Here is a 16,023-nt window from a genome sequence, read left to right on the forward strand (position 1 = left end):
GAGACAGCCGACCAGAACACAAATACACATCCCGCGCCTTGCAGCTTGAAACTTGTAGCTTGTAACTTGCCGCTGTCCTCGCTTTTACACGCCCCACCCCCTGGCGTATGCTCATCGGCCCGGAGGGGTTAAACCACCTATGTATACCGACCGACTGCTGATCATCTTTATTCTCGGCACTTATCTGCTTTCCCCCGCCATCATCGACTGGTGGAGTGAAGGTGGGCGCGCCTGGTATCGCCCCTATCTGATCTGGCTGGGCCTGATCGCCCTGAGCTACTGGATTGCCAAGAGCAAGGATGTCGATGGTCTATAGTGTCAGCGATCTGATCCTGATTGCCGGTTGCTACCTGCTGTTTCTGTTTGCGGTGGCCTGGATCACCGAGCGTGGCTGGTTGCCCGCTCACTGGGTACGTCACCCGGCGGTCTACGTGCTGTCACTGGGGGTCTATGCCAGTGCCTGGGCGGTATACGGGTCAGTGGGCTACGCCTACCAGTACGGCTACAACTTCCTGTCCTATTTTCTGGGTATCTCCGGGGTGTTTCTGCTCGCCCCCATTCTGCTGGCACCGATCCTCAGACTGACCACCACCTATCAGCTCAGCTCCCTGGCTGACCTGTTCGCCTTCCGCTACCGCAGCCGGCTGGCCGGGGCCATGACCACCATCATCATGCTGATCGGGGTACTGCCCCTGCTGGCCCTGCAACTCAAGGCCGTAGCCGAGTCGATCCAGATACTCAGTGGCACCGCCGACCCCCGCGATCTGGCCGCCGGGTTCTGCCTGATGATGGTGATTTTTGCCATCCTGTTCGGCGCCCGCCATACCACTGCCCGGGAAAAACACGAAGGGCTGGTGATGGCCATCGCCATGGAATCACTGATCAAGTTGCTGGCCTTCGGTGCGGTGGCGTTGCTCGGCCTTTACGGTGTGTTCGATGGGCCTTCCAGCCTGAATGCCTGGCTGGATGACCACCCGGAAATGCTGGCGCGACTCTACTATCCCCTGCAGGACGGCACCTGGCATTCCATGATCATGGCGTTCTTTGTCTCCGCCGTGGTGCTGCCGCACATGTTCTATATGGCCTTTACCGAGAACATGAACCCGCGCGCGCTGGTCACTGCCAGCTGGGCGCTGCCGTTGATGTTCCTGCTGATGGCACTGTGCGTGCCGGTCATCCTGTGGGCCGCGGCGGCCGGCAATGCCCCCACCCCGCCCGATTATTACGCCCTCGGCATCGGCATGATTACCGGTGGTCACGGCGCGGTGCTCGGCTATATCGCCGGGCTTGCCGGCGCCAGTGGCATGCTCATCGTGGCCACCCTGGCCCTGTCCGGCATGTGTCTGAATCATCTGGTACTGCCCGCCAGCCCGCTGCAGGGCCAGAACCTGTATCGCAATCTGCTCTGGACCCGGCGCATTCTGATCGCCGCAATTCTCGCTCTGGCTTATCTGTTCTACCGCTTCACCGGCACGGATCACACCCTGGTGGAACTGGGCGTGCTCACCTTTGTGGCGACCCTGCAGTTCGTTCCCGGGCTGATCGGCGCCCTGTTCTGGCCCTCCGGCAATCGCAACGGCCTCTTCGCCGGGCTACTGGTCGGCTTTATCTTATGGGTCATGCTGCTACTGGTACCCATCGCCTACCCGAACTGGCAATTCCAGCCACTGATGGAACTGCTGGGCATGCGTTTCCAGACCGGCGCCAGCCAGTGGCACCACGTGGCCATCGCCTCGGTAACCGCCAATGCCCTGATCTACGCCATCGTATCCATCGTCACGCCCATGTCCCGGTCGGAAAAGAACGCCGCCGAAGCCTGTGCCGTGGACAGCCTGCGCCGCCCCTATCGCTGGGAGCTGGAAGCAAAAAGCGTGGACGATTTCATTGATGCCATGAGCCAGCCGCTGGGGCCGATCACCGCCACCCGGGAAGTGGAAATGTCGCTGCGCGATCTGCACCTGCCACGCACGGAAACCCGCCCCTATGCCCTGCGGCGACTGCGCGACCAGCTGGAAACCAATCTGTCCGGCCTGCTCGGCCCCTCGGTGTCCCACCAACTGATCGACGATCACCTGCCCTACCTGCCGGAGGAGGAACAACACTCCAGCGAAGACATCCAGTTCATTGAATCGCGTCTCGAACAGTACCGGGATCGCCTGTCCGGGCTGGCGGCGGAACTGGATGGCCTGCGCCGCTTCCATCGTCAGACCCTGCTGGAGCTGCCCATGGGAGTCATTTCCCTGGGCGCCGACCGGGAAATCATCGGCTGGAACCGGGCCATGGAAAGCCTCACCGGCATTACCGCCGAAGACACCATCGGCTCGCGGCTGGCAGACCTGGACCCGCCCTGGGGCGACTTCTTTACTCGCTTCAGCCACGACGACAATGCCCATCAGCCCCAGCAGTCACTGGAAGTGGAAAACCAGACACGCTGGCTGAGTCTGCACAAGTCCGAGGTGATGGGCGCTGGCACCGCCGAGCAGGCCGGCGGCCAGGTACTGGTAATCGAGGACATTACTGAACTGCGCCACATGGAAGCGCACCTGGCTCATAACGAACGCCTGGCCTCCATCGGCCGCCTGGCCGCCGGGGTGGCCCACGAAATCGGCAACCCGGTCACCGCCATTGCCTGTCTGACCCAGAATCTGGATGAAGACAGCGACCTGGAGGAACAGCAGGAGGCCTGCGACCAGATTCTCGAACAGACCCGGCGTATCACGCGTATCGTGGAATCCCTGGTAACCTTCAGTCATTCCGGTGGTATCAAGCTCAGTGAGCAGGTACCGGTAAACCTGTGCGATACCGTGGACGAAGCCATCTCATTGCTGCTGCTGGACCCGGATCACCGCCAGCAACCGTTCGAGAATCACTGCCCGGCAAGCTACTGGGTCAAGGGCGACCCGCAACGCTTGCTGCAAGTGTTCATCAACCTGCTTGGCAATGCCGCCGATGCCAGCGAAGACCAGCAGCCAGTCACCGTGCACTGTGAGCCACGCGGTGACTTCCTCGATATTCTGCTGGAGGATCAGGGCCACGGCATTCCGGATACATTGCGCGATGCCCTGTTCGAACCCTTCGTCACCAGCAAGCCACCGGGCCGCGGTACCGGCCTGGGCCTGGCGCTGGTGTACAGTATTATCGAAGAACATCAGGGCACCATCCGGGTAGAAAGCCCGCTCAGCGAAAACGGTGGCACCCGCTTTGTGGTCAGTCTGCCGGTGCACAGGCAACAAGCCGCTGCCCCCGGGCAGCCGTAAACGTAGTATCCTGCTCAACCAGATAAGTAAGGACCCAGCGATACATGAGCCACATCCTGATTGTTGAAGATGAACCGGTGATTCGCGGCGCCCTGCGCAAACTGCTGGTACGCCACGAACACTCCGTGGCAGAAGCCGACTCCGTGGAGCAGGCCCGGGAACAGCACCTCAATCAGTTTGATCTCATCATCAGCGACCTGCGTCTGCCCGGCGAGCCCGGCACCGCCCTGATAGACAGCGCCGGCACCACCCCGGTACTGATCATGACCAGCTATGCCAGCCTGCGTTCTGCGGTGGACGCCATGCGCCAGGGTGCGGTGGACTATATCCCCAAACCGTTCGATCACGATGAAATGCTGCTGGCCGTTGAGCGTGTGCTCAAGGAAGGTCGACTGAACAGAGGCAATCGCGCCCTGCGACGGGATATGGAGCGCAGCTACCCGGTACACAACATGATCGGCGACAGTGATGCCATGCAGGAGCTCAAGCATCGCATCCACCGGGTGGGCCCCACTAATACACCGGTCTTGATCATGGGCGAATCCGGTACCGGCAAGGAACTCACCGCCCGCGCCCTGCACGAACAAAGTGAGCGTGCCGGCGGCCCGCTGATCTCGGTGCAGTGCGCCGCCCTGCCGAAAAACCTGCAGCTGACAGAACTGTTCGGCGATGAAGACAGCGCCGGGCGTATCGAGGAAGCCGATGGTGGCACCCTGTTTCTCGACGAAGTGGGCGAGCTGAATAGCGACGTGCAGAGCCGCCTGCTGACCCTGCTCACCCACCACGAAATCCACCGCCAGGGTTCCCTGTCGCCGCGCAAGGTTGACGTGCGTATTCTTGCCAGCAGCCAGCTGGATTTACCCGGGCGAGTGGCAGAAGGTCATTTCCGTCAGGATCTGTACTACCGGCTCAATGTCATGGAGCTGACCCTGCCCCCCCTGCGCGACCGTCAGGACGATCTGCAAAGTCTGGCCAACGCCCTGCTTGCCCGCGGCTGCGAGAAGCTCAACCGACACGACCTCTATTTCACCGACGCCGCCTGGCAGGCCATGGTCGGCTATAGCTGGCCCGGCAATGTGCGCGAACTGGAAAACGTGATTGAGCGGGCCATTATTCTCACCGAGGAATATGGCATCGGCCCGTCACAGCTGGGCCTGAATCCCAACCGAACGCCCCAGCGGGTAAGCCGCGCCAGCCTGGATCCCAGCGAAGATCTGTCCCTGGAGGATTACTTCACCCGCTTCGTGATGGAAAACCAGGACAGCATGACCGAGACCGAACTGGCCCAGAAACTGGGCATCAGCCGCAAGAGCCTGTGGGAGCGCCGCCAGCGACTGGGAATTCCCCGCAAAAAAGCCGGTAGTCGCCGCTAACACCCCGCCTGTCATTGCTGCACGACCGGCGAGACGGGTTTTTGCTCCAGACTATGTAAAAAACTTCTGACCTTGGCAGGAGAGAAACACCCCCTATTCCCCTGCAAAAGACCGCAGGCAGCAACAAGTGTTACCGCGCTACACAGACAGGTAACACCAGGGTTACACATTCCTGGAAACTATTTACGTTCGTTTTAGGTTTCTCTCTTAACTCATTGTTTTAAAAGAAATTCACTCTTTGTTGCATTGCCCCGGTGGGACGGGCACTATGAATCCCACGCCAGCAAACAATAAAAACAGCGGCGTAACAGGCTCAACAATAACAACAAGAAAGAAGAAGAATAATTTCACGAGCCGATGCAATGCTGCTGCAACTGATGATTGCAGCGACAAGGCAGAAAACAACACAAACAATAATAACAACAGAATCAGCGCAAAATATGGGAGTCACAACTTCGGTTGTGGCTCCTTTTTACTTTCTGGGCCAGGCCAACGTCGGCCAGTATCTCAATGAACCAGAAAAAGTGCTACTATCGCCGCTTTATTGCACACCTTTGAGGCTAATACTGACGCATGCCCTGCAAGTTCCTGGAACGTATGACTGGCTGGTTTAAGAAGGGTTCCCTAAAAAACCGCAGAACGTTCGAACCGCGAGTCATTCCCCGCGACCAACATCCCATTTCCCGCAAACAGGTGTCCCGCGCTGCGCTGGATGTCCTTTATGGCCTGCACAAGGCGGGCTTTGAAGCCTACCTGGTTGGCGGCTGCCTGCGGGATATTCTCTGTGGTCGCGAGCCCAAGGATTTCGATGTGAGCACCAATGCCACGCCGGAACAGGTCAATCGCCTGTTCAAGCGTAGCCGCATCATTGGTCGCCGCTTCCAGATCGTGCATGTGCGCTTTGGCCGCGAAGTCATTGAAGTCTCTACCTTCCGCGCCATGAATCGGGAGGACAACCCGGACCGCGACCAGCACCACGCCCACGAAGAAACCGGCCTGGTACTGCGCGACAACACCTGGGGCAGTATCGAGGAAGATGCCCTGCGCCGGGATTTCACCATTAACGCGCTGTACTACAACATTGCCGATTTCACCCTGCATGATTTCGTCGGCAGTCTGGATGACATCGACGAGCAGGTCATTCACCTGATCGGCGACCCGGAAACCCGCTTCCGCGAAGACCCGGTGCGCATGCTGCGCGCTGCCCGCTTCGCCGCCAAGTTGGGGTTCCATATCGATCCCGCCACCGGCGACCCGATTCCCGACCTGGCGGAGCTGCTGTTGCAGGTCCCCTCCGCCCGCCTGTTTGATGAAGTACTCAAGCTGTTCCTCAGTGGCCATGCTCGGGATTCCTATGAACAGTTGCAGAGCCTTGGCCTGTTCCGCTTCCTGTTCCCGGAAACCCAGCAGGCCCTGGAGGGAGAAAAAGGCCAGATATGGGAAGCCATGCTGCTGGCCGCCATGGACAACACCGACAAGCGACTGGCCGATGGCAAACCGGTCACTCCCGCCTTTATCTACGCGGTACTGCTGTGGCCGATCATTCAGGAACGCATGGGCCATTACCTGTCCAGCGGCCTGCCGCCGGCCCAGGCCCTGCACAAGAGCGCCACTCGCGCCCTCAACACCCAGATCAAACACACCGCGATTCCCCGCCGCTTCTCCACCGTGATGCGTGAAATGTGGGAGCTGCAGCTTCGCCTGGACAAGCGTGCCGGCAAGCGTGCTGACGCCATGATGGAGCACCCTCGCTTCCGCGCCGCCTACGATTTCCTGTTACTGCGTGAACAGGCAGAAGAGATCAAACCCGGGCTCGGCGACTGGTGGACTCGCTATCAGGAACAGGATGAGCAGGGCCGCCGCCAGATGATCAGCGAGCTGGGCAACCAGCCCGGCGGTGGCGGCAACAAGCGACGCCGGCGCCGGCGCAAGAAACCGGCAGCGGAAGGCTGACAAGAAGCGCCGAGTGACAAGGAGCGAGTCTCGAAGGGCAAACCCGGTTTTTGATTTTCGCTTCTCGAAACTTGTAACGTGTCATTCCCCTGATCAGAACAGAGAGCCCCATGCAGGCATTGATCGGCCTTGGCAGCAATCTGGACCACCCCTCGCAACGGCTTATCTCCGCGTTGCGGGCGCTGCAACATCTGCCTGGCATCACCCTGCGCCAACACTCCCGGCTCTACACCAGTGCTCCGGTGGGCCCTCAGGATCAGCCTGACTATGTTAATGCGGTTGCCGAAATCGACACCGCCCTCGCGCCCCACTCCCTGCTCCACACCCTGCAGGCCCTGGAACTGGCAGCAGGCCGCCTGCGCCTGCGCCATTGGGGCGAACGCACCCTCGATCTGGATATCCTGCTGGTTGGTAACCGCGCCATCGATAGCGATGACTTGCAGGTTCCTCACCCGCAAATGACCCGGCGGGCCTTTGTGCTGCTGCCACTACTGGAAATTTGCCCCCACGCCCTCTTGCCGGATGGCACCGCACTGGGTAGCTTTCTGGGGCAGGTAGCTGATCAACCGATTTCACCGCTGGTAGAGCTGGATCGAAATGCACTCATCGAATGACAAGACAATAACCGAACGCATTGAGCAACGCCGACAGGCGCGCACCCTGCCGCGCTTTATTGCTGTTGAGGGCCCCATTGGTGCTGGCAAGACCAGCCTGGCGAAACGTCTCGCCATGACCTTCGGCTACGATCTGCTGCTGGAGAAGGCTGATGACAATCCTTTCCTCACCCGCTTCTACCAGGACCCGGCCCGTTATGCCCTGCAGACCGAGCTGTTTTTCCTGTTTCAGCGCGCCGACCAGCTACGCCAGATTCAGCAGCAGGACCTGTTCGCCGGGCCGCGCATTGCCGACTTTCTGATCGACAAGAACCGCCTGTTTGCCCAGGTCACCCTGGACGAAGATGAATTCGAGTTATACCGCAATGTGGATGACCACCTGACGCTGGACGCCCCACAGCCTGATCTGGTGATCTACCTACAGGCTCCTGCCCAGGTGCTACGTCAGCGTATCAGCCGCCGCGGCAACGATTTCGAGCAAGGCATCCAGAGCGATTACCTGGACCGGCTCAGCAATGCCTACACGGAATTCTTCCATTTCTACGACCGCGCACCACTGCTGATCGTCAATGCCGCAGAAATCGATCTGGTCAATCACGACCAGGACTACCAGCAACTGGTCAGCGAGTTGCTGGACATCCGTTCCGGGCGCCACTATTTTAACCCCCGGCCGCTGGTCGGCTGAAAACTCGCTATGGGCTTCTAGCTGTACGCTTCAAGCTCGCCCCTGAATGTCCCCGGGAGGTTTCCCATGTCAGTCACCATCCGCACCCTGCATAAACGCAAACAGGACGGTGAGAAGTTTTCCGTGCTCACTGCCTACGATGCCTGTTTTTCCCGGCTGATCTCCGATGCCGGCGTGGACGCCATCCTGGTGGGCGACTCCCTGGGGAACGTAATCCAGGGGCAGACCAGCACCGTGCCGGTGACCCTGGAGCAGATGGCCTACCACACCGAATGCGTGGCCAGGGGCAATCAGGGCAGTCTGATTATTGCCGACGTCCCCTTCATGGGCGCCGCCACCGTTGAGCGTGCACTGGAGACCGCCACCGCGTTGATGCAGGCAGGGGCAAACATGGTCAAACTGGAAGGCAGCGCCTGGCTGGCAGACAGCATCGAGATTCTCAACCGCAATGGCATCCCGGTCTGCGCCCATCTGGGCCTCACCCCCCAGGCAGTCAATGCCCTCGGCGGCTACCGCGTGCAGGGCAAAGATGATGCCGGCGCCAGCGAGTTGCTGGAAGCGGCCAAAACCCTGGATCAGGCCGGCGCCGCCATGCTGCTGCTGGAGTGCGTACCCCGGGAACTCAGCGCTCGCATAACCCGGCAAGTGAGCGTGCCGGTCATCGGCATCGGCGCGGCCCCGGAATGCGACGCTCAGGTACTGGTGATGCATGACATGCTCGGCATCAGCCCCGGCAAGCCGGCCCGCTTCGTAAAGGACTTCATGGCAGAAACCGGCGACATCCGTGCTGCCTTCAAGGCCTATGACCAGGCGGTGAAAGACGGCAGTTTTCCTGCTGACGAACACTGCTTCTAAAACAGCTTCGAGCTGCTAGTGACTAGCTGCGAGACACGATCCAAAACATGGCGAGACAGAAAGCATTGAGGCCGCGCTTGATCAATAATCGCGAGCAACAATGTTTATTCGGTGGCAACGATTTCGCCCGCGCCTAGCAGCTCGTCGCTTTCTTTACCCGAGGATTCCCGATGCAAACCGTCCATACCGTCTCCCAGGTTCGTGAATATGTGCGCGGCTGGCACCAGAAAGGTCAGTCCGTCGGTTTCGTGCCCACCATGGGCAATCTTCATGACGGTCATATCAGCCTGATCAAGGAGGCGCGTGCCCGCTGCGACGTGGTGGTGGTGTCCATTTTCGTCAACCCGACCCAGTTTGGCCCCAACGAGGATTTTGATCGCTACCCGCGCACCCTGGACGCGGATGCCGCCGCCCTGGTGGATGCGGGCACCGATCTGTTATTCGCCCCCTCCGTGGACGAGATGTATCCGTTGGGCCAGAACCAGACCTGGGTGGATGTTGATGGCCTTGGCGACCATCTGTGCGGCGCCAGCCGGGAAGGTCACTTCCGTGGCGTGACCACGGTGGTATCAAAGCTGTTCAATATCGTGCAACCGGATGTGGCCGTGTTCGGCGAAAAGGACTTCCAGCAACTGGCCATTCTTCGTCGCATGAGCGAAGAACTGCTGTCCCCGATCAAGATCGTCGGCGCCTCCACCAGCCGGGAGAGTGACGGTCTGGCACGCAGTTCGCGCAATGGTTTTCTCGACGAAAGTGAGCGCACACTTGCGCCGCAACTCTATCAGGCACTGCAACAGCTGAAAGCGGATATCGAAGCCGGTGAGCAGGACTATCAGGGCCTGCAAAGCCGCTACCGTGACAGCCTCGAACAGGCCGGTTTTCAAGTGGACTACCTGACCGTGGCCAACGCCCGCAGCCTGGCCCCCGCCAGCGCCGACGACACCGATCTGGTGGTCGCTGTGGCCGCCAAACTGGGCAATACACGATTGATAGACAATGTCAGTCTGGCCGTTGTGCGTGACCGGTGATTCATGCATACTTCCGGCCCCTTGAAGCGCCTGCTTGGTCGTAACACCGTGTATCCGCAGGCTTCGGGTAGCGCAAGAGGTAACCAAGATGCAGTGCACCATGCTGAAAGCAAAACTCCATCAGGCTCGGGTAACCCACGCAGAGCTTGAGTACGAAGGCTCCTGTGCCATTGATGGTGACCTGATGGACATGGCGGGTATCCTGGAATACGAACAGATCCAGATCTATAACATCGATAACGGTGAGCGCTTTGAAACCTACGCCATTCGTGGCGAAGCCGGTTCCAAGATCATCTCCGTCAACGGTGCCGCTGCGCATAAAGCCCAGCCCGGCCACCGGGTGATTATCTGCGCCTACGCCAGCTATTCCAGCGCCGAACTGGTCAACTTCAAGCCCAGCCTGATTTATATGGCAGAAGGCAACGAAGTAAAGGGCACCAGCAACGCGATTCCGGTACAGGTTGCCTGATACCGAAATCCGAAAAGGAATTCCTGAAACGCCGGCTTTTGCCGGCGTTTTTTTTGCCGCTCAGGTAAGCCACCACAGCGGCACCACCCGCGCCCATTCGCGCCCACCTTCACCTCACCGCCCACCCAAGCCCTCCCGCGCCACTATTAACTGTTAACTATTCACTGTTAACTGCCTTCTCTCCTTGGCCATTCACCAACACATTGTTTACTCTTGATGCCAACAAAACCGCTCCCCCTTCGACCATGGTTGAATAGCCAGCCAGGGAGCGTCACACAATAATCTAGGGAAAGCCGGGAGCCCCACGGGCGCTCCCTACTGGCAGTATCCCAAGGAGGCCCCGATGTCCAAGACCCACATTCATCCTGTTCCCGCAGACTTCAAAGCCCAGACCCTGATGAACCGCGACACCTACGAAACCTGGTACGCGCAGTCCATCAATGACCCGGATACCTTCTGGGCCGACCGGGCCCGGGAATTTCTGGACTGGAAAACCCCCTGGGACACCGTCAGCGACTGGGACTTCAACGAAGGTCGCGCCACCTGGTTTCAGGGGGCCACCCTCAATGTCTGCTACAACTGCGTGGATCGGCACCTCCCCGAGCGTGCCAACCAGACTGCGATCATCTGGGAAGGCGACGAACCGGATCAGGACAAGCACATTTCCTACCAGCAACTGTTCGAAGAAGTGAGCAAGTTCGGTAACGTACTGAAAGGCCGCGGTGTCAAGAAAGGGGATCGCGTGGTTATCTACATGCCGATGATCCCGGAAGCCGCCTACGCCATGCTGGCCTGTGCTCGCATCGGCGCCATTCACTCCGTGGTGTTCGGCGGTTTCTCCCCGGAAGCCCTGAAAGACCGTATTCAAGATGCCGGCGCCTGTGCCGTGATCACCGCCGACGAGGGGGTACGCGGCGGCAAGACCGTGCCGCTGAAAGTGAACGCCGACAAGGCCATGGCCGATATCGAGAGCGTGCATACCTGCCTGACGGTCAAACGCACCGGCGGTAATGTGGACTGGCAGGCCGATCGGGATGTCTGGTACCACGAGGCCATGGCGCAAGCGTCCAGCGACTGTGAACCGGAATGGGTCGACGCGGAAGACCCGCTATTCACCCTTTACACCTCCGGCTCCACCGGCAAGCCCAAGGGCGTGGTACACACCACCGCCGGCTATCTGCTCAACACCGCGCTGACCCATAAATATGTATTCGATTACCACGAAGGTGACATCTACTGGTGCACCGCCGACGTGGGCTGGATCACCGGGCACAGCTACATTGTCTATGGGCCACTGGCCAACGGCGCCACCACCCTGATGTTCGAGGGCGTGCCCACCTACCCGGATGCCTCTCGCTGCTGGCAGGTGGTCGACAAGCACAAGGTCAACATCTTCTACACCGCCCCCACCGCCATCCGTGCCCTGATGGGCCTGGGCGACGAGCCGGTAACCCGGACCTCACGGGCCAGCCTGAAGCTGCTGGGCACCGTGGGCGAGCCGATCAACCCGGAAGCCTGGGAGTGGTACTACAAGGTGGTGGGCGACTCCCGCTGCCCTATCGTCGATACCTGGTGGCAGACCGAAACCGGCGCCATCATGATCGCGCCGCTGCCGGGTGCTGTGGATTTGAAAGCCGGCTCTGCCACCCTGCCCATGTTCGGTGTACAGCCGGTACTGATGGACCCGGACGGCAACGAACTGGAGGGCGCCACCTCCGGCAATCTGGCTATCAAGGCCAGCTGGCCCAGCCAGATCCGTACCGTCTATGGCGACCACCAACGGCTGATCGATACCTATTTCAGCGCCTACAAGGGCTACTACTTCACCGGTGACGGCGCCCGTCGTGATGAAGACGGCTATTACTGGATCACCGGCCGGGTGGACGACGTGCTCAACGTGTCCGGCCACCGCCTGGGTACCGCCGAGATCGAGTCCGCCCTGGTGCTGCACACCAGCATTTCCGAAGCGGCCGTGGTCGGCTACCAGCACGACGTGAAGGGCCAGGGTATCTATGCCTATGTGTCCCTCATGGCTGGCAAGGAGGGCAGTGACGAGCTGGTGCAGGAACTGCGCGACATGGTGACACAGGAAATCGGCCCCATCGCCAAACCGGACCTGATCCATTTCGCCCCCGGCCTGCCCAAGACCCGCTCCGGCAAGATCATGCGACGCATCCTGCGCAAGATCGCCGCCAACGAGCTGGACAGCCTGGGCGACACCTCCACCCTGGCCGACCCGGCGGTGGTGGATCAGCTGATCGACACCCGGCTGAATCAGTAAGCACAACCCAGCGCCATCGTAAGCAGAAACAAAAAGGCAGCCACATGGCTGCCTTTTTGTTGCTGATCGGCAGGCACGCTACCTGTCCCTGTCACAGCTACCCTCCGCATTTCTCTCACAGTCGCAATAGTCAATTTCTTACATACATCAACTCACCTGACCGACAGACATATTTCTGTCATAAGGCATCCTTGCGCACGGAAACAACATGTTGAAAACCAAGGAGAAAATATGAAGAAGATGATTGCGCTTGCCGCCGTTTCCGGCAGCCTGTTCCTGACCGGCTGTCAGACCCCCTACTCCCCCGGCCTGATCTACAGCGACATGGCCGCCCCTGTGGACGTACGCGACAACGCCGTTGCCTGCACCAAGGAAGGCACAGCCACCATGAAGAACTATCTGGGCTTCCTGGCCACCGGCGATGCCTCCACCGCCAAGGCCAAGCAGAATGCCGGTATTGCTCGTGTCGGCACTGTGGATGTGCATTTCACCAACATCCTCGGCCTGTACGGCGAAACCACCACCACCGTATGTGGTGACTGAGTCTGAGATTACCGGCCAGCCCGGTATTCAGGCACAAAAAAGGCCGGCATTTGCCGGCCTTTTTTGTGCCTGCTGCAGTTAATGAATCTGCACCAAACTATTACGGTAATGAGCGGGAATCTGATCAATGGTCAGCAATGTTAGCTGATCTGCCAGATTCTCTGTTTTTTCTACCTGTTCCTGGGATTTCTCACCCCCAACCTCATCCGCAACGGGCTCGGCAATGTCTTCTTTGGGTTGTTGCTTGAGTGCTACCCGGACGCTTTCGTCCAGTTTCCACATAGAGCCTGTTGCAGGGTCAATAATCAATATCCCCAGCAATCCTCCAAACAAAATATTGCCCACATACCAGCCGTCCATTCCTGCTCTGAGCGGGACACTTACCGGGTCATAACCCGTTTTTTCGAAAGTCACCGCGTAATGCGCTTTAGAAAAGAACCCATTGGATGCCGGTAGCGTGACAGTTGCCGGCGTCTCGCCAGACATCATGTCATAGCCTTTTTTGGTATTGGTGATCGTATAACTGACCCCTGATGGCGTTGTCGTCAACGTCACCGGATAGGAAGAGTCAGACACAATCGATGCACAACCAGATACGCCCACGCCACTGGCAAGGACCATCGCCCCCAGAATTTTTTTCATTTGTCGTCCCTTATTATCAAACTTCGTCCAAAAAAAAGCCCGCCTAAAAGGCGGGCCTGAATTGTAACTATATTGTTACAGATTGAAAGCCAATCAGTCTTCCTTGGCTTCCTTCATGGACAGCTTGATACGGCCACGCTGATCCACGTCGAGCACCTTCACCTTGATCAGGTCGCCCTCATTGACGTAGTCAGACACCTTCTCCACTCGCTCTTCAGCGATCTGGGAGATGTGCAGCAGGCCTTCGGTACCGGGCATGATCGCCACGAAAGCACCGAAATCCACCACCTTGGTGACCTTGCCTTCGTAGATGGCACCCACTTCCGCTTCGGCAGTGATTTCTTCCACACGACGCACGGCTTCTTCTGCTTTCTCGCGGGTTTCACCGTAGATCTTCACGCTGCCATCGTCTTCCAGATCGATGGTGCAGCCGGTTTCGTCGGTCAGCGCACGGATGGTGGCGCCGCCTTTACCAATCACGTCACGGATCTTGTCCGGGTTGATCTTCAGGGTCAGCAGGGTGGGCGCATTGTCAGATACCTGGGTGCGGGATTCAGCAATCGCCTTGGCCATTTCACCGAGAATATGGATTCGGCCGGCATTCGCCTGTTCCAGCGCCTTCTCCATGATCTCTTCGGTAATGCCTTCGATCTTGATGTCCATCTGCAGGGCGGTTACGCCACGGGCAGTACCGGCCACCTTGAAGTCCATGTCGCCCAGGTGATCTTCATCACCGAGGATATCGGACAGTACCGCGAAGCGGCCGTCTTCTTCCTTCACAAGACCCATGGCAATACCCGCCACCGGCGCGGTCAGCGGAACACCGGCATCCATCAGCGCCATGGAGGTACCACATACGGACGCCATGGAGGAGGAACCGTTGGATTCGGTAATCTCGGACACCACACGAATGGAGTACGGGAAGGCTTTCTCGTCAGGCACTACCGCTTCCACACCACGACGGGCAAGGCGGCCGTGACCGATCTCGCGACGCTTGGGAGAGCCGATCATGCCGGTTTCGCCCACACAGTAGGGAGGGAAGTTGTACTGCAGCATGAAGTGATCCTGGCGGGACCCTTCCAGTGCATCGATGAACTGGGCATCGCGCATGCCGCCCAGGGTGGCGGTAACGATGGCCTGGGTTTCACCACGGGTGAACAGGGAAGAACCATGGGTCTTGGCCAGCACGCCGACTTCACACTCGATGGCACGTACCGCATCAAGAGCACGGCCGTCGATACGCGGCTTGCCGGACACTACCGCTTCACGGACCACGGATTTCTCGACCTTGCCGAACAGCTCTTTCACTTCGCCGGCTTCCGGAGCGCCTTCTTCGCCGGTGGCAAACGCTTCCACACAGGCATCACGCAGCTCACCGACTTTGGCGTAACGCGCCATTTTTTCGGTAATGGTGTAGGCCTCACCGAGGGCGCCTTCAAATTTTTCCTTGATGGCGTTTTTCAGTTCGGTGTTCTCGGCAGGTGCCTGCCAGTCCCAGGTGGGGGTGCCCACTTCGGCAGCAAATTCCTTGATGCCCTGAATAACCGGCTGCATTTCCATGTGACCGAACAGGACAGCGCCCAGCATCTGGTCTTCGGACAGCTCTTTGGCTTCAGACTCCACCATCAGTACCGCAGGCTCGGTACCGGCAACCACCAGATCCAGGGCGGATTCTTCCAGTTCGCTGCGGCTGGGGTTGAGGATGTACATGCCATCCTTGAAACCAACCCGGGCAGCACCGATGGGGCCACCGAAAGGAATACCGGAGATAGACAGGGCGGCGGAGGTGCCGATCAGGGCAGCGATATCCGGATCCTGGTTCTTGTCGGCGGACATGACCGTGGCAACCACCTGCACTTCATTCATGAAGCCTTTGGGAAACAGCGGGCGGATCGGGCGATCAATCAGACGACAGGTAAGGGTTTCTTTCTCGCTGGGGCGACCTTCACGCTTGAAAAAGCCACCGGGGATACGGCCGGCTGCGTAGGTCTTTTCCTGATAGTTAACGGTCAGGGGGAAAAAGGGTTTGTTGGGGTCCGCTTCTTTCTTGCCTACCACGGTAACCAGCACTTCGGTGTTACCGATACGCACCATGACAGCAGCGGTGGCCTGGCGGGCGATCTGCCCGGTTTCCAGGGTTACCGTGTCACGGCCGAACTGAATCTGTTTAGTGATTTTATTGAACATATCTCGTCTCTTCTCTCTTCACGACAATCTTCGAGGCCCATGCCTCTGATAACAATTCATCTTTTGCCCGGGCATCATAGCCCGCCAGGGCGCCTGGCCCAACCGTAAATTGGCCGAGGAGCACGCCTGGAGCCCT

The 16,023-nt window shown here is 59.1% G+C and carries 14 protein-coding genes; 12 read left to right on the top strand and 2 right to left on the bottom strand.

Features of this window, described 5'->3' with window-relative positions; all coding sequences use genetic code 11:
• Nucleotides 1–139: 139 nt before the first annotated feature.
• From ACMG4N_RS00165 to ACMG4N_RS00220, 12 genes are all read left to right on the top strand, one after another.
• Nucleotides 140–316, top strand: a complete 177-nt coding sequence (locus ACMG4N_RS00165) for a hypothetical protein (RefSeq protein WP_007149317.1) — start codon at nucleotides 140–142, stop codon at nucleotides 314–316.
• On the top strand, nucleotides 306–3,257 hold the full coding sequence (locus ACMG4N_RS00170) for a sensor histidine kinase (RefSeq protein WP_414433291.1): 2,952 nt from the start codon (nucleotides 306–308) through the stop codon (nucleotides 3,255–3,257). The genes ACMG4N_RS00165 and ACMG4N_RS00170 overlap by 11 nt, the downstream gene beginning before the upstream one ends.
• Before the next feature lie 44 nt (nucleotides 3,258–3,301).
• Nucleotides 3,302–4,630 carry a sigma-54-dependent transcriptional regulator gene (locus tag ACMG4N_RS00175; protein WP_414432474.1) on the top strand — a complete coding sequence of 443 codons (1,329 nt, stop codon included), beginning with the start codon at nucleotides 3,302–3,304 and terminating at the stop codon, nucleotides 4,628–4,630.
• 362 nt (nucleotides 4,631–4,992) lie between these two features.
• Complete coding sequence (locus ACMG4N_RS00180; protein ID WP_156964890.1) at nucleotides 4,993–5,244, top strand: hypothetical protein; 252 nt, start codon at nucleotides 4,993–4,995, stop codon at nucleotides 5,242–5,244.
• Complete coding sequence (pcnB, locus tag ACMG4N_RS00185; protein ID WP_297766899.1) at nucleotides 5,228–6,583, top strand: polynucleotide adenylyltransferase PcnB; 1,356 nt, start codon at nucleotides 5,228–5,230, stop codon at nucleotides 6,581–6,583. The genes ACMG4N_RS00180 and pcnB overlap by 17 nt, the downstream gene beginning before the upstream one ends.
• 110 nt (nucleotides 6,584–6,693) lie before the next feature.
• Entirely contained in the window at nucleotides 6,694–7,197 is a 504-nt protein-coding gene (folK, locus tag ACMG4N_RS00190; RefSeq protein WP_414432477.1) for a 2-amino-4-hydroxy-6-hydroxymethyldihydropteridine diphosphokinase, read from the top strand.
• Nucleotides 7,181–7,882 (top strand): deoxynucleoside kinase, encoded by a 702-nt coding sequence (locus tag ACMG4N_RS00195; protein WP_156964889.1) that lies wholly within the window; start codon nucleotides 7,181–7,183, stop codon nucleotides 7,880–7,882. The genes folK and ACMG4N_RS00195 overlap by 17 nt, the downstream gene beginning before the upstream one ends.
• 66 nt (nucleotides 7,883–7,948) lie before the next feature.
• Nucleotides 7,949–8,737 carry a 3-methyl-2-oxobutanoate hydroxymethyltransferase gene (panB, locus tag ACMG4N_RS00200; RefSeq protein WP_414432479.1) on the top strand — a complete coding sequence of 263 codons (789 nt, stop codon included), beginning with the start codon at nucleotides 7,949–7,951 and terminating at the stop codon, nucleotides 8,735–8,737.
• 170 nt (nucleotides 8,738–8,907) lie between these two features.
• Complete coding sequence (gene panC / locus ACMG4N_RS00205) at nucleotides 8,908–9,765, top strand: pantoate--beta-alanine ligase (RefSeq protein WP_414432481.1); 858 nt, start codon at nucleotides 8,908–8,910, stop codon at nucleotides 9,763–9,765.
• Nucleotides 9,766–9,853: 88 nt separating this feature from the next.
• Nucleotides 9,854–10,234, top strand: coding sequence for an aspartate 1-decarboxylase (gene panD, locus ACMG4N_RS00210; protein WP_035248421.1), 381 nt, complete (start codon nucleotides 9,854–9,856; stop codon nucleotides 10,232–10,234).
• Between the two features lie 343 nt (nucleotides 10,235–10,577).
• On the top strand, nucleotides 10,578–12,515 hold the full coding sequence (acs, locus tag ACMG4N_RS00215) for an acetate--CoA ligase (protein WP_414432483.1): 1,938 nt from the start codon (nucleotides 10,578–10,580) through the stop codon (nucleotides 12,513–12,515).
• A gap of 231 nt (nucleotides 12,516–12,746) precedes the next feature.
• Complete coding sequence (locus ACMG4N_RS00220; protein ID WP_414432484.1) at nucleotides 12,747–13,058, top strand: TRL-like family protein; 312 nt, start codon at nucleotides 12,747–12,749, stop codon at nucleotides 13,056–13,058.
• A gap of 78 nt (nucleotides 13,059–13,136) precedes the next feature.
• Here the strand turns inward: ACMG4N_RS00220 and ACMG4N_RS00225 are convergent, their stop codons facing one another.
• Nucleotides 13,137–13,700 (bottom strand): hypothetical protein, encoded by a 564-nt coding sequence (locus ACMG4N_RS00225; protein ID WP_297766911.1) that lies wholly within the window; start codon nucleotides 13,698–13,700, stop codon nucleotides 13,137–13,139.
• Between the two features lie 93 nt (nucleotides 13,701–13,793).
• Nucleotides 13,794–15,887: a polyribonucleotide nucleotidyltransferase gene (gene pnp / locus ACMG4N_RS00230; RefSeq protein ID WP_414432486.1), complete on the bottom strand. Its 2,094-nt coding sequence runs from the start codon at nucleotides 15,885–15,887 to the stop codon at nucleotides 13,794–13,796.
• Between the last annotated feature and the right edge of the window lie 136 nt (nucleotides 15,888–16,023).

This window comes from Alcanivorax sp. IL2 (genome assembly GCF_047495475.1).
Taxonomy (GTDB): Bacteria; Pseudomonadota; Gammaproteobacteria; order Pseudomonadales; family Alcanivoracaceae; genus Alcanivorax.